15 protein-coding genes are annotated in these 18,314 nt (G+C 37.4%); 6 read left to right on the top strand and 9 right to left on the bottom strand.

The window, feature by feature from the left end; translation table 11 throughout:
- Positions 1 to 549: 549 nt before the first annotated feature.
- Positions 550 to 975: a hypothetical protein gene (locus ABH966_RS24130; protein WP_370082928.1), complete on the top strand. Its 426-nt coding sequence runs from the start codon at positions 550 to 552 to the stop codon at positions 973 to 975.
- Positions 976 to 1,022: 47 nt separating this feature from the next.
- Here the strand turns inward: ABH966_RS24130 and ABH966_RS24125 are convergent, their stop codons facing one another.
- A complete protein-coding gene (locus ABH966_RS24125; protein ID WP_370082926.1) occupies positions 1,023 to 2,702 on the bottom strand; it encodes a hypothetical protein in 1,680 nt (559 codons plus the stop codon).
- A 163-nt stretch (positions 2,703 to 2,865) separates the two neighbouring features.
- Here ABH966_RS24125 and ABH966_RS24120 point away from each other — a divergent pair, with 163 nt between their 5' ends.
- The 3 genes from ABH966_RS24120 (at position 2,866) to ABH966_RS24110 (ending at position 5,919) form a co-directional block, all read left to right on the top strand.
- Complete coding sequence (locus tag ABH966_RS24120; RefSeq protein WP_370082924.1) at positions 2,866 to 3,516, top strand: lysoplasmalogenase; 651 nt, start codon at positions 2,866 to 2,868, stop codon at positions 3,514 to 3,516.
- A gap of 117 nt (positions 3,517 to 3,633) precedes the next feature.
- Positions 3,634 to 4,863 carry a peptidase T gene (gene pepT / locus ABH966_RS24115; protein ID WP_370082922.1) on the top strand — a complete coding sequence of 410 codons (1,230 nt, stop codon included), beginning with the start codon at positions 3,634 to 3,636 and terminating at the stop codon, positions 4,861 to 4,863.
- Positions 4,864 to 4,953: 90 nt separating this feature from the next.
- Complete coding sequence (locus ABH966_RS24110; protein ID WP_370082920.1) at positions 4,954 to 5,919, top strand: DMT family transporter; 966 nt, start codon at positions 4,954 to 4,956, stop codon at positions 5,917 to 5,919.
- 60 nt (positions 5,920 to 5,979) lie between these two features.
- On the opposite strand, the gene ABH966_RS24105 is transcribed toward ABH966_RS24110, so the two are convergent.
- Positions 5,980 to 6,468 carry a GNAT family N-acetyltransferase gene (locus ABH966_RS24105; RefSeq protein WP_370082918.1) on the bottom strand — a complete coding sequence of 163 codons (489 nt, stop codon included), beginning with the start codon at positions 6,466 to 6,468 and terminating at the stop codon, positions 5,980 to 5,982.
- A 658-nt stretch (positions 6,469 to 7,126) separates the two neighbouring features.
- A complete protein-coding gene (locus tag ABH966_RS24100; protein WP_370082916.1) occupies positions 7,127 to 7,555 on the bottom strand; it encodes a DUF4395 domain-containing protein in 429 nt (142 codons plus the stop codon).
- 119 nt (positions 7,556 to 7,674) lie between these two features.
- On the opposite strand from ABH966_RS24100, the gene ABH966_RS24095 reads away from it, so the two are divergent.
- Positions 7,675 to 8,382 carry a Fe-S oxidoreductase gene (locus ABH966_RS24095; protein WP_370082914.1) on the top strand — a complete coding sequence of 236 codons (708 nt, stop codon included), beginning with the start codon at positions 7,675 to 7,677 and terminating at the stop codon, positions 8,380 to 8,382.
- A 65-nt stretch (positions 8,383 to 8,447) separates the two neighbouring features.
- Here ABH966_RS24095 and ABH966_RS24090 read toward each other — a convergent pair whose 3' ends face one another.
- Entirely contained in the window at positions 8,448 to 9,128 is a 681-nt protein-coding gene (locus tag ABH966_RS24090) for a GNAT family N-acetyltransferase (RefSeq protein ID WP_370082912.1), read from the bottom strand.
- Between the two features lie 12 nt (positions 9,129 to 9,140).
- Positions 9,141 to 10,253, bottom strand: coding sequence for a mandelate racemase/muconate lactonizing enzyme family protein (locus ABH966_RS24085; protein ID WP_370082911.1), 1,113 nt, complete (start codon positions 10,251 to 10,253; stop codon positions 9,141 to 9,143).
- A gap of 81 nt (positions 10,254 to 10,334) precedes the next feature.
- Between ABH966_RS24085 and ABH966_RS24080 the strand changes: the two genes are divergently transcribed.
- The gene (locus ABH966_RS24080; protein ID WP_370082909.1) at positions 10,335 to 11,576 is read left to right on the top strand and encodes a hypothetical protein; all 1,242 of its coding nucleotides are present in this window, start codon (positions 10,335 to 10,337) and stop codon (positions 11,574 to 11,576) included.
- Between the two features lie 107 nt (positions 11,577 to 11,683).
- Here ABH966_RS24080 and nhaC read toward each other — a convergent pair whose 3' ends face one another.
- The 4 genes from nhaC to ABH966_RS24060 form a co-directional block, all read right to left on the bottom strand.
- Complete coding sequence (gene nhaC, locus ABH966_RS24075; protein WP_370082907.1) at positions 11,684 to 13,129, bottom strand: Na+/H+ antiporter NhaC; 1,446 nt, start codon at positions 13,127 to 13,129, stop codon at positions 11,684 to 11,686.
- 273 nt (positions 13,130 to 13,402) lie between these two features.
- Complete coding sequence (locus ABH966_RS24070; protein ID WP_370082905.1) at positions 13,403 to 14,518, bottom strand: amidohydrolase; 1,116 nt, start codon at positions 14,516 to 14,518, stop codon at positions 13,403 to 13,405.
- A 500-nt stretch (positions 14,519 to 15,018) separates the two neighbouring features.
- A complete protein-coding gene (locus tag ABH966_RS24065) occupies positions 15,019 to 15,162 on the bottom strand; it encodes a hypothetical protein (protein WP_370082903.1) in 144 nt (47 codons plus the stop codon).
- A gap of 194 nt (positions 15,163 to 15,356) precedes the next feature.
- On the bottom strand, positions 15,357 to 18,230 hold the full coding sequence (locus tag ABH966_RS24060; RefSeq protein ID WP_370082901.1) for an InlB B-repeat-containing protein: 2,874 nt from the start codon (positions 18,228 to 18,230) through the stop codon (positions 15,357 to 15,359).
- Positions 18,231 to 18,314: the final 84 nt, after the last annotated feature.

Genomic DNA, 18,314 nt, shown 5'->3' with positions numbered 1-18,314 from the left:
AGGATCAAACTCTCCATAAAAAGAAATTTGATTAGCTCAAATTGTTTTGCTGGCATCATGTTTGATGTCCAAAATTTTGTTTCGTTCACCAACTCAAGGTTAGCTACTAAAAACTTTATTGATTACGTTTTGCTTGTTCAGTTTTCAAGGTTCATTTCGTTACCATTTCTTCAACAGTAACTTTTATATAATATCATGTCGCAAACTCTATGTCAACAACTAATTTAGTTGTTTTTTAGTAGCTGTCTTAACGACTTGTATAATATTACACCCGTATTTTAAAAAGGTCAATACTTTTTCTAATAAATATTTATATTTTTTCATTTCGTTGAAAAGCTTCCTATATAATAATTGAATTATCGTTTTGATCAAACTTTGTTCAATAGCTGATTAAATGAGAAAGTACATTGTTTTTCACGTTTAAAGTAAGAGACTTTTTTGTGGGAGAAGTTAAATCTAGGTATAAATTAAACAAAAAGACTCTTTTCTTTTTAAATAATTCCATTAATACTAATAGATGACCACTATGTGGAAAGGAGTTATGTATAAATGTCCTATGTCGATAAAAATCTTGCTCGTACTTTAGAACAGCAACATAAGCGAAGTATAAGAGGTTTATTTTTAAAAATTCAAGACTTAAATAATAATTGTACACTATTAAGTAAACGACTTGAACCACAGATCGACTTAGCTGTTTATAAGAATGCTATTGATTATGTGAATCAATTCGTTTCCCATACTACCATACTCAACTTAAAATTCATTACAAATACACAAAATTTAGAGGTCGTTGTGTTACATGCACTTTTATTAGCGCATATAGTAGAAAACGAAGACCATTCTGATTTTGAATATGAACAACATTTACTTCAAGGGTACATTCATGAAATATTTGCGTTAAACGATCATGCAAAAGCACTTTATACTAATCATCAGGAAAAGATGCTTCACTATATAGAATCTCAACCAACATAAAAAAGACGATCAAGTAGTACTAAGCTACAAAGATCGTCTTTTTTCTTTTATTGTAATCCTTTAATAATCATTGATCGAACTGGTAAGAATTGCTCTCCCGTATCACCATAAGTGAGAATGACCTCATCACCTTCTTGCAAATAAATTGCAAGCGGTTCTGTTTCTGAGCTTACTAAATAGTTTTCACCGTTATTTAGTAAAAATGATACAACTGTATAGTCTCCGAGACGTTCCTTGTAAACGCGAAGCACCTTTCCACTTGCATTTTTCTCTTCCGCATGTGAACTTCCTTCGACTGTAGTTCCACCGCGACTTAAGGCTGTTTTATATAATTTTAATGCCTCTTTAGGAGTTGTCGCATATACGGAAATTTCAGGATTTGCCGCAGATACAATGAAATAATTTTGTAAGAAACCATTTGAATCAAGTACCGCTGTTAGCCAGCTAGCTTCGCCATAAAAGTTATACAACACTGGCATTTCTCCAGACCATTTTTTCTCTATAAATTTCTTCTCGATAATTTGCAAGTTACCTTGTGAATCCATGTAAGAAGCGTCTTGATTTCCAGTATAATAGGTTGCTTGACCTGTTCGTGCATTTGTTAAGGAATAGCCAAGCATTGAATCGACACCCTCTTTAGGGCTCGTAAAGTCTGTGAAATAATACATATCGCCCTTCTCGTCAAAAATTGGGCTAACATTTGCCTCTGTTCCCTCATCAGAAGGAAGTTTTACATCTTTCTTACCAAACTGAGTGTTCCAAAATCCATGTACATAATTACCGAAATAACTATTTTGTAAGCTTACTGTCTCTGGAGAAACCGCTCCATCAATAAATTCTGGGACTTCCTCCAGCTTAATAACTTCTGATTTTCCTGTTAGCGCATCTACAAGCACGATCCCTTTTACATCGAAGCCATTACGTGCTGAGATAAACTCACCATATGAACGGATGTAGTATGGTTTACCATCATCATCTATTTCAAGTTGTACATCTCCGCAAAAAACAAGGAATGGATGTTGTAAACGTATATGACGCTCTAAATTTGAATTTAAATACGCAGAAGGAACATACTTCATTTCCTGCTTAACAAATTTAGGGTTATCTGCCGAATCCGTTGCACTCATTATAAAGTAACCAGGAGTCGACCCGCCGTTCATCCATTTAAAGAAACCAGAGAACTCAACTGGTGCAATATAAACATACTCACCATTCACTTTTTGAATTTGTAAGCGCCCTAGCTCATAATAACTCGTATTCGGTACTTGTCCGAACGCTTTTTTCATCTTATTGCGCGCAAATTTAGGAGGAACACTAGCTGGTGTTTGTGTTTCATCGAATGGTTTTATTTCAACCTCTTCCTTCATTTCAGCTGATTTGAATTTTTCGTTAGCATTCCATAAAGGAGCTGATAATACATACACTGCAACACCTAAACTAGCTAAAAATAAAACACCCTTTATTTTTCTTTCTATACCACCTGCAAGAAGCGCGCCACCTAATGTTAATAGAATAATAGCGGGCCAAAAAGCAAGCCAGTTTACATCCATGTTTGTCACATATACTGTTATACCAGTAGCTAAAAACCCTAGTACAAATACACCTATAAAGAAGTAGCCAATTACTTTTTTAGATCCGCCATCTTCTCGTTTTTTCGTTATAATCGGTGTTAATAAAACACTCGCGATTAGCCCAATGACTGCCGAAGCTATTAATAGCTTAGTCATTTTGTTCACCCTCTCTAAGCTTACTGTCCTCTTATTTACGGCTACATACCAAAAAAGTTTCATACATAAGATGAATGAGTACCCTCTCGTACATTTCCTTCACAAAAGAATAAAGGAAATTGTTACATAGATAAAGAATTTCAAAGAAAAGGAGCTGAGAAATTTGTCTAAAAAAGTTTTAATAGCATTTATTATTTTATTTGGTCTTTATTATGTTTTTTTCCTGTCTCATATTGCAGAAAGCTTGATACTTATCTTTAAAGTCATCCCAATGCTTTTAATCATTATTTTAGCCGCTACATCAAAAAATTTAGGCATTAAAAAGTATCAACTACTGATTGTCATCGGACTTGTGTTTTGTATGGTCGGCGATTATACGCTACAGTGGTTTCTAATTGGGCTAACAAGCTTCTTAATCGGGCATATTTTTTATATCCTGGCCTTTTCTTCTACTAATGAACGACAAGTACCGACTTGGGCGAAGATTGTCTTACTCGTTTACGGTGCAAGTATGGCTGTGTGGATTGCAGGTACTGTATTTTCATCAGGAGAAGTCGTGCTTGGTATCGCGGTCATTGCTTATATTTCCGTCATATTAACGATGGGTTGGACTGCGATTCGAACAGGTTCTACATTTGCAACGATCGGCGCTCTGCTCTTTATTTCATCAGATTCCTATTTAGCTATTAATAAATTTGTTATGCCTTTACCATTTTCACATGAGTTTATTATGTTGACATATTACAGTGCCCAAATACTAATTGCCTTAAGTATTTCTCAATATTCCGAAATCCGAAGTAAAGTGTTACAATAATATCAATTATAACTTGGCGGATGTCACGGAATCGGCTTTGTCCTTGCACAAAGCCAATTCCGTGACATCCGCCGGGGGCTGAAAGTAGTTAAACATACACATTAGGAGGCCATACTTATGAAAGAACAAGTAATCGAGCGTTTAATTCGTTATGCAAAAATTGATACACAATCTGATTTCACAAGCGAAACAACTCCTTCAACACAAAAACAATTTGACTTATTGCATGTACTAAAAGATGAACTTGCTGCAATAGGCTTAACTGACATTACATTAGATGAAAATGGTTATTTATTTGCGACACTCGAAGCAAATACAGATAAAAAAGTGCCTACAATTGGCTTTTTAGCACATGTGGACACTACAACAGATTTTACCGGCACAAACGTTAATCCACAGCGCATTGACAACTATGATGGTGGAACGATCCAGCTCAATGAAAATCTAGCGATGTCGCCAACAGATTTTCCGGAGCTTAAAAATTATATAGGTCAAACGTTAATTACAACGGATGGCACTACGTTATTAGGTGCTGACGATAAAGCTGGTATCGCAGAAATTATGACGGCTATGGAATACCTAGTAAATAATCCTTCTATTAAACATGGTAAATTACGTGTAGCATTTACACCTGACGAAGAAATTGGCCGCGGTCCTCATAAATTTGATGTGGCTGCCTTTGGAGCAGACTATGCTTATACGATGGATGGCGGACCACTTGGCGAGCTACAATACGAAAGCTTTAATGCTGCAGGCGTAAAGGTTGTGACAAAAGGTACTAGTGTACACCCTGGATCTGCAAAAAATAAAATGGTCAATGCCATCACAATGGCGATCGCTTTCCAAAATGAAATGCCTACTGCTGAAGTACCAGAAAAAACGGAAGGCTATGAGGGCTTTATTCACTTAATGGGCTTTAACGGAGCGATCGAGCATGCTGAGCTTTCTTATATCGTCCGTGACCATGACCGTCAAAAGTTCGAGGCGAAAAAACAATTAATGCTTGATGCTGCGGCGAAAATTAAAGCCCAATATGGCGAGCATGCTTTAAGCATTACTATGGAAGATCAATACTATAATATGGGCGAAAAAATTGAGCCTGTAAAAGAAATCGTTGATATTGCACGCACAGCGATGGAAAAGTTAGATATTACTCCAATTACATTACCAATCCGTGGCGGTACTGATGGTTCACAGCTTTCTTACATGGGCTTACCAACACCAAATATTTTTGCAGGTGGCGAAAATATGCACGGTAAATTCGAATATGTATCTGGAGAAACGATGGAGAAAGCTACACAAGTGATTATCGAAATCGTACAGCTCTTTGAACAACAAGGAAAGTAATTACGAAGAAGGGTTTACCCCTTCTTCGTAATTTTTTAAAAAACGATAACTGAATTTTCAAATTACATAAAGGATTTTGAGGTGAATTTAATGAAAGAAATTGCATTAGGCATTTTAGCCTCACTTTTTTTTGCTGTTACATTTATATTAAATCATGCAATGGAAATGCAAGGTGGTAGCTGGCTTTGGAGTGCATCTTTGCGCTATTTCTTCATGCTTCCGTTTTTACTTGTGATTGTCTTCTATCGAAAAGGTTTTACCCAACTATCAGGTGAAATGAAGGCACAGCCTGCCGCTTGGCTACTTTGGAGCTTTATTGGATTCGTATTGTTCTATGCCCCACTGACATTTGCAGCAGCATTCGGTCCAGGGTGGCTCGTTTCTGGAACATGGCAATTGACAATTGTCGCTGGCGTATTACTAGCACCCCTATTTGTTTCAATAGTAGCTGGGAAAACAGTACGTCAAAAAATACCGCTTATTTCATTACTCATTTCATGTGTTATTTTAGTCGGCATTTTACTTATCCAAATACCACAGGCACAATCTGTCCCATTTAAAAGTTTAATGCTTGGCATTTTACCTGTTGTCATCGCTGCTTTTGCCTACCCTCTTGGTAATCGTAAAATGATGGAAATCTGCGGTGGACGTATCGATACATATCAACGAGTTCTTGGTATGACCATCGCCTCGATGCCTGCATGGATTATTCTAGCTATTTATGCATTAGCAACGGTCGGGCTTCCTTCTAGCAGCCAAGTAATGCAATCGTTGCTTGTAGGTATAAGCTCTGGTGTCATCGCCACAACTTTATTTTTCATTGCAACTGACCGTGTTCGCGATCATCAAGGCAAGCTTGCAGCAGTTGAAGCAACACAATCGACTGAAATACTCTTTGTCATTATCGGTGAAGTATTATTGCTCGGCATTGCATTCCCAAATCCAATTGCACTCGCGGGCTTAGGTGTCATCATTGTGGGCATGCTACTTCATAGCTACTATACGATGATACTAGGGAAAAAAAGCGCTGTTCATAACAGCAGCCCTACTCAGTAATATTAAAAGTGTACATTACTAAATTTACTTAGTAGTGTACATTTTTTATTCTAGAGAGCACTATAATTTGTAAATCATTGTTTTAGATGTTCCTACTACTTCATAATCTTGAAAGCCTAGTTTGTTATAAATATTAATGGCCACACTATTTTCAAGGTCTACACTAAGTGAAATGGTATTGTATCCTTCATCCTGCGCTTGTTGAATTATTTTACGCATTAGTAAAGTCCCTAATCCCCTTCCTCTTACGTCTTTTGAAACAGCAATTCCTATTTCAGGAGTATTGCTATCAATATATCCATAGCTTTTATTATTTTCATCAAACAATCTGTACCAGACTGCACCAACAGTTTGATTTTCTGCGTCAAAGGCAATCAAAACAGTATCTCCCTTTCTCCCCCAACCTTCATGATATTTTCTTATGTCAGGCGAGTTTAGCAAAACCTCTTTTGATGGTTTATTGACAGGAATAATTACAGACTCATATAACATTTCTTGAAAGAATTCAAACTCATTTTTATTACCTTCGAAGTTTCTAATATAAAACATAAGATAATCACTCCCGCCCCCTAATATTGTTAAACAATCAAATTGTCACTCTAATTACTATATGCATTTAGGGATATCATATATTAAATTACAATTTTTAGGGTTAATGACATAACGTGTAGTTGATTTCCGTTCCGGCTGGGCGCTTTCCTGGGGGCGTCCGATGAGCCGCTTCACTCGCTTTGCTCGCTCCAGGGTCTCATCTGTGACGCTGATCCCCAAGGAGTCACCAAGCCTCCACTCCAATCAACTTATATGCATGGCATACGATTTAACAAATGTCATTCCTTACTTACTCATTAATAAAATCAGAATTCACTAAAGCTGATTTCTTTCATTTTTATAGGGATACTTTGAAGATTTATCGGAACATAATCTCATTTTATCGGAATAATATCTCATTTTATCGGAACAATTGCAGTTTCGATAAAAAAAGACGACTCAATCACAATGGAGTGAGTCGTCTAGAGATTTTACGTTCCCAAAAAATGAGGGGGGTTTTAGGAGCGTCTTCATGAACTAGCAAACTTCTGGAGAAAAGTAGCTAAAGTTCATCCTCTCTACACTGTATTGTAGGGGAGGAATAATCTTTATACGATAATGATAATCATTATCAATTATAAAGTCAACATTAATCTGAAAATTTTTTAAAGTTTTTTTATGCCTTTTTCAGCGAGCGACGATATTGCCATTGCTTTAGCTGAAAATGTAGGAAACAACCTATACAAAAGCCTGCAATTGCTATCGATGAAGCTATTGCAACAATTCCCGTAAAGAGGTAGCCAACCACTTGCCATTTAAGCAAGTAACCTAAAATTCCGCCTGCTAAACAAAAGCTAGCAATATTAGAATTAAATTTTTGTTGTTGTGCATCCTCTGGTATATAAGTAGATGGAGCCTTTTTTAGAAACAGCTTCCCTACTCGAATAATAGGATTGTAATTGCATAAAACACCAAGTAAATTTGCTACTAAAGGAATTGCTAAAATCCAAGTGAACCCTGTTACCCACGTTAGAATGACACTTAACAGAATCGTCCATTGATTGAGTCGAACGAGCGGCCTTGGAATTGCATGAGGCTGCGACATTTTAAAACCTACCTTTCAGATATGTTTAATGTATTTTACTATATTGCATACCATTTGTGAAGCAAAAATGATTAATTTATAATTGAAGTAGCAGAAGACTGAAAGAAAAGGTGATCACGATGCCAGCATTAACGATGGATCAAGTTCGACAATTGAATTCCTATAGCATTTATACGACAGAACCAAAGCGGACACTATTTACATTAGCTGATATACATAAGGACTTTTACCATCCTGACTTTTTAAACCTTATGATGGGCATTACAGACGCAGCAACGGAAACAGCCGCTATTTCTCATTTTTCACGCCGCTACGGTATGTTTTTCGCTATGCAACTTTACATGCTTGCCGCCTATGACGAGGTGTGGGCCGGTAAACCAATCGAGCTTCGCTTTGATGCAGCAAAAGAATTCGACAGTTTTACAGTCGCAATGTTTGTTAACCCCAATGATTGGCGTTATGTCGATGAGGATGAGCGACAAGCAGTTATTGAGAAGATTCTATATGATGGGCATGTAATCGTTCAACAGCTCCGTAAAGTAACATCTATTTCCCCTCTTACTATTTGGGAGAATTTCTTTGGATATCTACTTTGGCACTATCACATATTGCTTTCTAATCCTGGACTAGCCGATCAAGCAATGGAGGATATTGAAGCTTTAGAGGACCCTAAAACATGGGCTCGTTTCTCCAATAAATCTTGGTGGGCACAATATACAGGAGGTCAAAGCCCCACTAATTTAGTGAACGTTCCCGTACGGAAATCATGTTGTTTTTCAAAAGACATACCAGGTTTAATGGCTTGTGGCTTTTGCCCGATGAAATAAAAATCTCCTAAACCAAAAAGCCTTACCTCTCACAATAAGTAAAAGGTAAGGCTTTTTACTATTATTTATTTTTCATAAACGACGAACCAATCATCTTGATTCTCATACATAGAAGTACCTATATAACCCTGTTTCAAAAGCTGTTGCTGACCAACCGTATCATCCATCGAAATCGTCATCTTTTCTGTAAAGGTTGGTAGCTCTTGTCGCAAGTCTTTATAGAAAACATATCGTAGCTTGTCTACATACTTAATTTTTAATCCCTTTACCACTAACCCTTGAGAAAATTTATCTTTCAAGCTGGGGATATTATATGGCTTTACCGTTGAGCATACATAATCATATTTTTCTAAATCGATATGACCCATGACAATTTGGGCTAATGTTTTTTGTAATCCATAGCCACGATATGTTGGTGAGACATTCGATATTTCTTGATATAAAACTTTATGAAATTCATCCTCGACAATCCCACAATCATAGCCAAGGTGCTCGTCATCAACAGGTGGGTTCAATAGTGCGCGAAAGGCAATTAACTCATCCCCTACGTAAGCACCTATCATCATGCCATTGCCACTTAAAATATAGTCAAATTCCTCAGTGCTTAATGGCTGTAAAACACTTTGGTCTGCTAATGAATGATAAACCTCAAGCTGTAATTTTTCAATTTCTTGCAAATGCTGAAGATTTAATGTTGTAACAAAAAACGGCGTTTCTCCAAGCATGCCTTCATAAATTTTTTCCATTTCGCCGCCTCCTTAGGCTGTTACAATTGTTGAGAACTTACATAATTCTTTAAGGGTTTCTTCATCTACGTCTACACCTAATCCTGGTTTTTCATTTAAACAAATAAATGGCACATCATAGTGTAAGTTTCCGACATCCTTAGAGAACTTTAATGGACCTGTTAATTCTACACTCGTCATTATTTTTTTAGAGAATGCTACATGGAAGCCAGCTGCTGAACCAACTGATGATTCTACCATTGAACCGATTTGACATTCAATGCCTGCCATTTCAGCCATCACTGCTAGTTTCATAGCAGGATAAATTCCACCGCACTTCATTAATTTAATATTGACTTTATCTGCAGCACGTTTTGCAATAATTTCACGCATTTCACGTACACCGCGAAGTCCTTCATCAATCATTAATGGTACATCTGTTTTCGACTTCACTTCTACCATCCCATCAATATCTTCACTATCAACTGGCTGCTCTAACCAATCGATATTTAAATCTTTTAATGCACGTAAACCTTGTAAAGTAGTTGACGCATTGCCCCACCCTTGGTTTACATCTACTCGAATTGCGATGTCTTCACCAACACGTTCACGTACCGCTTTGATACGAGCAACATCACGAGCTACCTCTGTCCCTACCTTCATTTTAAATGATCGATAGCCCATCTCTACACGGTTAGCCGCCTCTTCTGCCATCGCCTCAGATGTTCCAATGCTCAGTACATGCGTAATCGGGAATTTCTCATGATAACGCCCACCTAGTAGTTGGTACACTGGAACTTGTAACGCTTTACCTGCAATATCGAAACAAGCAATGTCAATCGCTGCTTTCGCTGCTGGCACATCCTTCACAACTTTGTTCAATTTATCATGAAGTTTTTCAAAGCCCATTGGATTTTCTCCAATGATTGCAGGAGCAAGCTGATTCTTTAACACAGCATACGTGCTCTCCCACGTCTCCCCTGTTACGTGCTCATCTGGTACTGCTTCACCGTAGCCTACAATACCTGTGTCTGTCGTAACCTTCAAAATAATAGAAGGCATTGTATCATATGTAGCATAACTGATGATAAATGGATCAATAAGTGGTAAATGAATTGCAAAAATCTCTACTTGTTGGACTTTCATTTTTATCAGTCTCCTGTATAATATAGTTGTCGCTAATACGTCGCTAATTGTCAAAAAAATAATAGAAAAGGAACGTTGCCTATGTCTACTAAAATAGCGGTTATCTGCTCGAAAGCATTTATGAAGCGTATAAACAGTATCGCACAAAACATAGAGAATATTCAAATAGATTTTTATCTTTACAAGCAACCTACAGAATCACCCGTTTTGTTAAAGGAAATGAAGCCATGTGATGCACTTTTATTCGGAGGAACCCTACCCTATTTACATGCCCAATCTGCACTGTCAGAACTACCAATACCTTGGAATTATATAAAACAAGATGAGACGGCAATTTCCACAACCTTATTATCGCTTATAGCTAATCATGCAGTACCTTTAAGTAGAATTTCCATTGATGTTATGAATCCTACTATAGTAGAAAATGTTCTAACAGAAATAGAGTATTATGGTCCAAAACCATATATCCAGCCTATTTCTATCACTAAACCTACCCAATCAATATTGCAGCATCATATAACTTTATGGGAAGCTAATAGCATTGATTTTGTCATAACAAGTATTCATAGTGTGTTTGATGAATTACAGGCTCTTCAAATACCTGCAATGCGCATGTTAGATGCAACTAACTCCATTGTTCAATGCTTAGAGGAGACGAAATCTCAATCACTTCTTATAAAATCCGAATCTGTCAAAGCCGTTGTTGGACTATTAGAAGCTCCTGAAGATAAACCTATAGACTTTAACATGTTAACGCAAATCACAGCAGCTACACATTCAACTTATAAAGAAATTTCACCGTACTCTTTTGAGCTATATACGACAGCTGGGCATTTGCAAAAGGCACTTGAAAAAGAGAATTTACAGAACTTATTACAACAAGCTGATAAGCCATTTAATCTAGCATTTGGTTATGGCCATTCAATATTTGAGGCTAATCAAAATGCTAAAAATGCTTTAACATTTGCTAAACCTTGTGAGATTTATATACTAGATGAACATAAAAATTTGCTAGGTCCATTTCCAAAATCGGAAGTAAAACTAGCTTTAAAAACAGATGATCCCTATGTTTTACAAATGGCAAAGCAAACAAGCTTAAGTCCATTAAATATTTCCAAGATCATTCATTTTAGCCGAGAGCGACAATCAGCTCAATTTACATCCCATAATCTTTCTGAATACTTACAGGTTACACGTCGTACAACAGAGCGCATTATAAAAAAATTAGTGGATAACGGCTATGCTAAAGTTGTTGGTGAAGAAATGACACACCAACAAGGTCGCCCACGCACAATATATGAATTAAACTTTGCAACCTATTAAGAGCAATTATGCCTCGGCATAATTGCGTCCCGCTGAAAGAAATTAACTGAAAAGCTCTCGCAGATGCCTTTGCATCCGCGAGACTTTAGTTAACTATCAGAAGAGATTTAGTCAGCCATGACCATATCAGCATCATTTAGTTCTTCCTCTTTTTTGCGCTTCTCTGCTGCTTCTATTTCTTCAGGTGTCAGCTTAACAATCGCAAATCCGATATATGCATAAAAAATTGAAATAATAGGTACAAGGAAATTAATAATTGCATATGGTGCATATTCCATTGCACCTACACCTAATGTTGCTAAGATAAAGACTCCACAAGTATTCCATGGGAAGAATACAGAAGTTAGTGTTCCCCCATCCTCCAACGCACGAGATAAGTTTTTCGAATGCAAACCACGCTCTCGATAGACATTCGCAAACATACGTGATGGAACAACAATTGAAATATACTGCTCAGAACATGTAGCATTTGTTGTAATACATGCAGCAATCGTTGAAGCAACTAGGCTTCCTGTAGATTTAGCAAACTTCACAATAACATTCATAAGTGATTTTAACATGCCGGAATATTCTAACACCCCACCGAATGTCATCGCCACAATTGTCATTGAAACCGTATTCATCATCGAATCTAAGCCACCACGGTTAAATAGATTGTCCACCATGTCATTGCCAGTTGAAATAACAAATCCTTCTTGTAAAGCATGTACAGCCATTGTAGGTGTACCGCCTTGTACGAAGATTTGTAGTAAGAATCCTGAGATTATTCCGACAACTAAAGCTGGAATCGCAGGTACTTTTTTCGCTACCAATACAATTACACCAACTGGCACAAGCAATAACCAAGGAGAAATAACGAAACTGTCCTCCATTACTTTTAATGTTGTTAAAATACTTTCTGATTTCATTGAGATGTCTGCGAAGCTTCTTCCCATAATTCCAAATACAACAATTGCAATGACTAGAGCTGGAATTGTCGTATAAAGCATATGCTTAATATGATCAAATAAGTCTGTGCCTGTTAAACCTGCTGCGAGATTAGTAGTATCCGATAATGGTGACATCTTATCACCAAAGTATGAACCCGAAATAACTGCTCCAGCAATCATTGCTGCAGGGATTCCCATACTTAAACCGATACCCATACCAGCAACACCGATTGTTGCCATCGTCGACCATGAGCTACCAATTGCCAAGGAAACAATTGAACATAACAGCATGATTGTTACTAAAAACCAAGCTGGAGAAATTAATTTTAAACCAAAATAAATCATTGTTGCGACAACACCGCCGCCAATCCATGCGCCAATTGTCAAACCTACTAAAATAATAATAACAATCGCTGGTAAAGCTAGACGTATCCCCTTATACATCATTTCCTCGATTTCTATCCACTTAAATCCATGCATTTTAGCGACAATAGCTGCTACAGTTGTTCCAACAATAAGTGGTACGTGAGGACTTTGCTCTAACACAACTACTGTAATTAGCATAGCTATAATCATTATTGCAAATGTCAGAAGTGCCCAACCTGCATTAATTTCTTTTTTCATGAATCCATCCCCTTTTTTGCGCTAATTGTTAATCTTGGTTTGCAAAGATGCAAATAATTTTTTACGTTTTTTAGCATAATATTCAAAAAATTAAAAGTCAACGCAAAAATTTTATGCCTCTCGAGCGATTTCGACTGTTTTTGCGCATAAAAACGCTTTCAACTAGCTATTAAGGACAATGCAAAATATTCATACATTTCTACAAAAAAGAAAAGAAAAAGGAACTTTACCAAAAGAATTTTGCACTTTTGATATAGCTCCCTCTCGCTATCGTTATTCGTATTCAGGTTTTTTTTCTAACACACAAGCAAGTACTTTTGCAGCATCAATTAATGCATTCCGTTCAAAAGTCATTTTTGGATGATGTAATCCAGGAGTTAAGTTGGCCCCAATCCCAATCATCGTTGCTTTTAATTCAGGTTTTTTAACTGTGTAAAAATGGAAATCATCACTTCCAGGTGTTGTTATTTCCTCAGCTAGATGCGTTTCTCCAAGTGTTTCAATAATTGCGTCTTTAGCCATACGTGCAGCAACTGAAGAAACCTCAGCGCCAGGTGTGAAATCTAACCATTCCCACTCCATATCAATTTCAAACTGCTGCTTGATTGATGTTAAACCAAACTCAATACGACTACGAAGCAATTCTAGTTGGTTATTACGTTGCGCGCGAATATCCATAGAGAAGCTCGCAGTACCTGGAATAATATTCGTACTACCACCATCTGCAACAATCTTCGTTAACTTTGCCGAATGAGGCTCGAAAGGCGATAAATGTATACTATTGAGCATTTGTTGTACAGCCATAATAACATCGATTGCATTTTTCCCTTGATGAGGTCTAGCACCATGGGCATCAGTGCCTCGTATTGTTCCTTCTAAAAAATAAGCCGCACCATGGTGGATAGCAGGTGATACCTTGCCAAGTGGTAGCTCTTCAATTGGTCTTAAATGAACACCAAATAAATGCGATACGCCTTCAACAGCTCCTCGCTCAAAGGCTGCACAAGCCCCATTCCCAAGTTCTTCAGCAGGCTGGAAAATAAAACGAACACGATGTTGCAATGGTCGATCTTTCAGCAGTAATAAAGCACCAAGCACCATCGTTATATTTGCATCATGCCCACACGAGTGGTTCGCTTGCCACTTCCCATCCACTTCTTGCCATAAAGCATCTATATCTGCACGTACAGCAACAATTTCATCACCTGTACCAATTTCCGCAATTAACCCCGGAACATCCCCTAACAAACGATAGGATACGTTTAACTCATCTAAAATCGACGCAATCTTTTTAGTAGTTTCAAATTCCTTCCAACTTATCTCTGGATATTTATGAAAATGATCAAACCATTGATAAATTGTTTCTTCTAAGATTACAGCATTTGACATAACTACACCTCTATACGCATTTTTGTTTCCCATTATACATGAAACTATTTCTTAAAAGTACATATGGAATTAGACCTATATATATGAAAAACAATGATATTTTCAAGAGGCTCCTCACCAAAAGTTGATGACATTTATTAAAACGTATGCCATATATAAGTTGAGTGGAGACTGGGCGACTCCTTGGGGTTCAGCAATAGAGGAACGAAGGCTAAAACCATCACGTCCTGTGATAACGCCTTCGTGACCAACCTCGGTGCTGCTGACGCTTCGTTAGCACTACGCTTTCGCGCAAAAGACATCTGTTGGCCCGAGACCCCGCAGCGAAGCGGATGTTTTCTGTGCGAAAGCGTAGCGACAGCAACAACAACAAAGCGTTCAGTCGGAACGGAAATCAACCACACGCTATGATGATGATCCAAAAATGATTAATATATGTAAAAAAACGAAGGACTGTGTTAAAAGTTTTTCTACCTTTAGCACAGTCCTTCAAATATTTATTATAAACTTGTAAAAAAACCTTCAGGATATTCTTCATAATGCACCATCGATAGTTGCTCCTCATTTTTTTCCTCTTCCATAGTAAGCTCCAGTTCCTGATCCATTAGATATGTTTCAAATTTTGAGTTAAACAAATTTTTCATTTAATCATCTCTCCTTTTAATTTAATTGAATTTTCTGATAAAAGAATTATACAATGATCTTTGTAAAAAAAGCAATAAACGATGCTCTTTATGCATAAAAAGCATAAAAGCTATCTACTTTTTAGATTGAACTTTGAGGTTAATCAGAGGAAGAGATGTATCAAATTACGATACATCTCTCTTTATAGTAAGACTTATAAACCAAGCGCTCGGTACATAAACGCTGTAAATTGTGCGCGTGTTAAGTTTTCATCCGGTCTAAAATTACCGTTTTCATCGCCTAGTGCAATGTTATGGTCCGCTAGTGTAGCAATATATCCACTCGCCCAGTGTGATGGATCGACATCCTTAAACGAGCTATTCCCGCTTGGAGTTAAATCAAAGGCAAGCACCATCATTTTTGCCATTTGGGCACGTGTTAAATAAGCATCTGGACGGAAAGTTCCGTTTGAACCGTCTACAATGCCCGCTTGTTGGAGTAATGTGATTTGCTGATAGTACGGATGGCTATGTGGGACATCCAAAAATGGTACAGCTTCCCGGAGTGGTGTTAGAGGTAAGGCACGTTCAATCATAAGTACGACATGCTGACGTTGAATCATGTTATTTGGTCTGAAAGTGCCATCTGGATAGCCTTTAATAATGCATCGATTGGCAATTTGTTCAATCATCTCTTTTGCCCAGTTATTATCAATATCTTTGAAAGTAATATTACAGTCACTGCCTAGCTTCGTCCATTTTGCATATAATGTTGTATTCTCTATCACTTCATCATTAGCAAAATCCCATGCTTTTGTGAGTTCCTCATCCTTGTACCATCCAGCAAAAGTATAACCCTCCTTCATTGGGTTAGAAGGTGCTTGCAACGATGCTTTATAGGCAACAGTTTGGGACGGTACTTCACTTCCGCCATTTGTATTAAAAGTGACGTTATAGTTTGGCGAACCTTGGCTAGATCCCCCGTTAGAAGAATTATACTTTGTCCATTCAGCATATAATATTTCGTTAGCTGTTACTACATCATGTTCGAAATCCCATGCTTTCATGAGTCCTTCATCCTTATACCAACCGGCAAATGTATGGTCTTCCTTCACAGGTGTAGGCGGCACTTGTAGCAATTCACCTTTTGAAACCTCTTTAGATGGAACCTCACTTCCTCCGTTTGAATTAAAAGTGACGTTATAGCTTGGCATAGCTTCACTAGATCCACCTTCAGTAGTATTGTCCTTGGTCCATTTCGCGTACAACATGATGTTTTTAGTCACTATATCTTTTGCAAAATCCCATGCTTCTGACAGTTCGCTATCCTTATACCAACCAGCAAACGTATATCCTTCCTTCGTTGGGGCAGTTGATGTTTTTACTAATTCTCCTTCTTTCACTTCTTCTGATATGACTTCACTTCCTCCATTGGAATCAAAACTGACGATATAGCTCTGCTCCGAAGCGTCGTCCTCTTTCCACTTTGCATATAGTGTTAGATCTTCTTTGACTATATCCTTAGCAAAATCCCATGCTTCCGACAGTTCGCTATCCTTATACCAACCAGCAAACGTATACCCTTCCTTCGTTGGAGCAGTTGGCGTATTCATAAGTTCTCCTTCTTTCACTTCTACTGGTATGACTTCACTTCCACCGTTTGAATCAAAAGTGACGATATAGCTCAGCTCTGCAATGTCGTCCTCTATCCACTCTGCATATAATGTTAGGTTTTCCTCGACTTTATCTTTTGCAAAATCCCATGCTGTTGTCAGCTCCGATTTCTTATACCAACCAGCAAACGTATGCCCTTCCCTCGTTGGGACAGTTGGGGGTTTTACCAGTTCTCCTTCTTTCACTTCTTCTGATGCGACTTCACTTCCTCCATTTGAATCAAAACTGACGATATAGCTTTGCTCCGAAGTGTCGTCCTCCGTCCACTTTGCATATAACGTTAGATTTTCTTTGACTATGTCTTTTGTAAGATCCCAAACTGTTGTCAGCTCCGAATCCTTATACCAGCCATCAAACGTATACCCTTCCTTCACTGGGTCAGATGGTCCTTCCACCAATTCTCCAGCTGTAACTATTTTAAACGGAACTTCACTTCCTCCATTTGAATCAAAAGTTACTTTCACCTTACATGTGTTCCAATTTGCATAAATTGTCATTGGCTGCACTACAGATTTAGTCCATCTAATAGTACAACCTGAATCTTCAAACCACCCATTAAAGTATTTGGCTCCTCTGATTTGAAAATCGAATGGGCCTCCGTTAGGGTCAGAATTTAATTGAGGTGTCCCATGAAATATAACAAAATCTAACTCATTTCTAGAAAATGCGCCGTATTCAATTATCTCAACACTTGATGGAATTTCTACACTTGTTAATTGGTTATATGCAAACGCTGAATGTCCAATCGTTGTAACGCTTGATGGGATCTCTACGCTTGCTAATTGATTATAACTAAATGCAGAACCTTCAATATTTTGAACACCTAATGGGATTTCCACACTGGTTAATTGATTATTCTGAAATGCTTGTTCTCCAATCTTTGTAATGCTGGATGGGATCTCTACACTTGTTAATCGATTACTATAAAATGCGCCCTTACCTATAGTTGTAACGCTCGATGGAATCTTTACGTTTGCTAATAGATTATTATAAAATGCATAATCCCCGATCGTTGTAACACTTGATGAGATCTCTACATTCTTTAAACTATTGTTGCTAAATGCATGACCTCCAATATTTTCAACACCTATAGGAATTTCTACATTTGTTAATAGATTATTATAAAACGTCTTATAGCCAATCTTTGTAACACTTGATGGTATCTTTACACTTTTTAGATTCTTATTTGAAAACGCATATTGTTCAATTGCTACAACTGGTTTCTCTTTAATCTCACTCGGAATAACAATATCCTTCGATATACCATTATACCCTGTAATAACAACACCATCGTCCACGCTAGTCGTTTTAAAATCATCTTCACTATCGCTATTTGCATAAACAGGCTGATTACTTAATGCTAATTGGGAGAATATCAAAAGTATGCTCATTACTAATAAACTTGTTTTTTTCATTTTGTAGTATCCTTTCAATAGTTTGAAATAAATGGGTACCCATTAAATGGATACCCCGTATTAAGCAGTTATAAACTTTATTAA

The organism is Lysinibacillus sp. RC46 (assembly GCF_041262385.1).
Classification (GTDB): Bacteria; Bacillota; Bacilli; order Bacillales_A; family Planococcaceae; genus Lysinibacillus.
The sequence above is the reverse complement of the archived record's forward strand: the minus strand, read 5'-3'. Positions and strand labels throughout refer to the sequence as shown.

Excerpts from the sequence above, each read along its gene's own strand:
- ABH966_RS24130 (WP_370082928.1), top strand. The coding sequence starts at position 550 with ATGTCCTATGTCGATAAAAATCTTGCTCGTACTTTAGAACAGCAACAT.
- ABH966_RS24125 (WP_370082926.1), bottom strand. The coding sequence starts at position 2,702 with ATGACTAAGCTATTAATAGCTTCGGCAGTCATTGGGCTAATCGCGAGT.
- pepT (WP_370082922.1), top strand. The coding sequence starts at position 3,634 with ATGAAAGAACAAGTAATCGAGCGTTTAATTCGTTATGCAAAAATTGAT.
- ABH966_RS24110 (WP_370082920.1), top strand. The coding sequence starts at position 4,954 with ATGAAAGAAATTGCATTAGGCATTTTAGCCTCACTTTTTTTTGCTGTT.
- ABH966_RS24105 (WP_370082918.1), bottom strand. The coding sequence starts at position 6,468 with ATGTTTTATATTAGAAACTTCGAAGGTAATAAAAATGAGTTTGAATTC.
- ABH966_RS24100 (WP_370082916.1), bottom strand. The coding sequence starts at position 7,555 with ATGTCGCAGCCTCATGCAATTCCAAGGCCGCTCGTTCGACTCAATCAA.
- ABH966_RS24095 (WP_370082914.1), top strand. The coding sequence starts at position 7,675 with ATGCCAGCATTAACGATGGATCAAGTTCGACAATTGAATTCCTATAGC.
- ABH966_RS24090 (WP_370082912.1), bottom strand. The coding sequence starts at position 9,128 with ATGGAAAAAATTTATGAAGGCATGCTTGGAGAAACGCCGTTTTTTGTT.
- ABH966_RS24085 (WP_370082911.1), bottom strand. The coding sequence starts at position 10,253 with ATGAAAGTCCAACAAGTAGAGATTTTTGCAATTCATTTACCACTTATT.
- ABH966_RS24080 (WP_370082909.1), top strand. The coding sequence starts at position 10,335 with ATGTCTACTAAAATAGCGGTTATCTGCTCGAAAGCATTTATGAAGCGT.
- nhaC (WP_370082907.1), bottom strand. The coding sequence starts at position 13,129 with ATGAAAAAAGAAATTAATGCAGGTTGGGCACTTCTGACATTTGCAATA.
- ABH966_RS24070 (WP_370082905.1), bottom strand. The coding sequence starts at position 14,518 with ATGTCAAATGCTGTAATCTTAGAAGAAACAATTTATCAATGGTTTGAT.
- ABH966_RS24065 (WP_370082903.1), bottom strand. The coding sequence starts at position 15,162 with ATGAAAAATTTGTTTAACTCAAAATTTGAAACATATCTAATGGATCAG.
- ABH966_RS24060 (WP_370082901.1), bottom strand. The coding sequence starts at position 18,230 with ATGAAAAAAACAAGTTTATTAGTAATGAGCATACTTTTGATATTCTCC.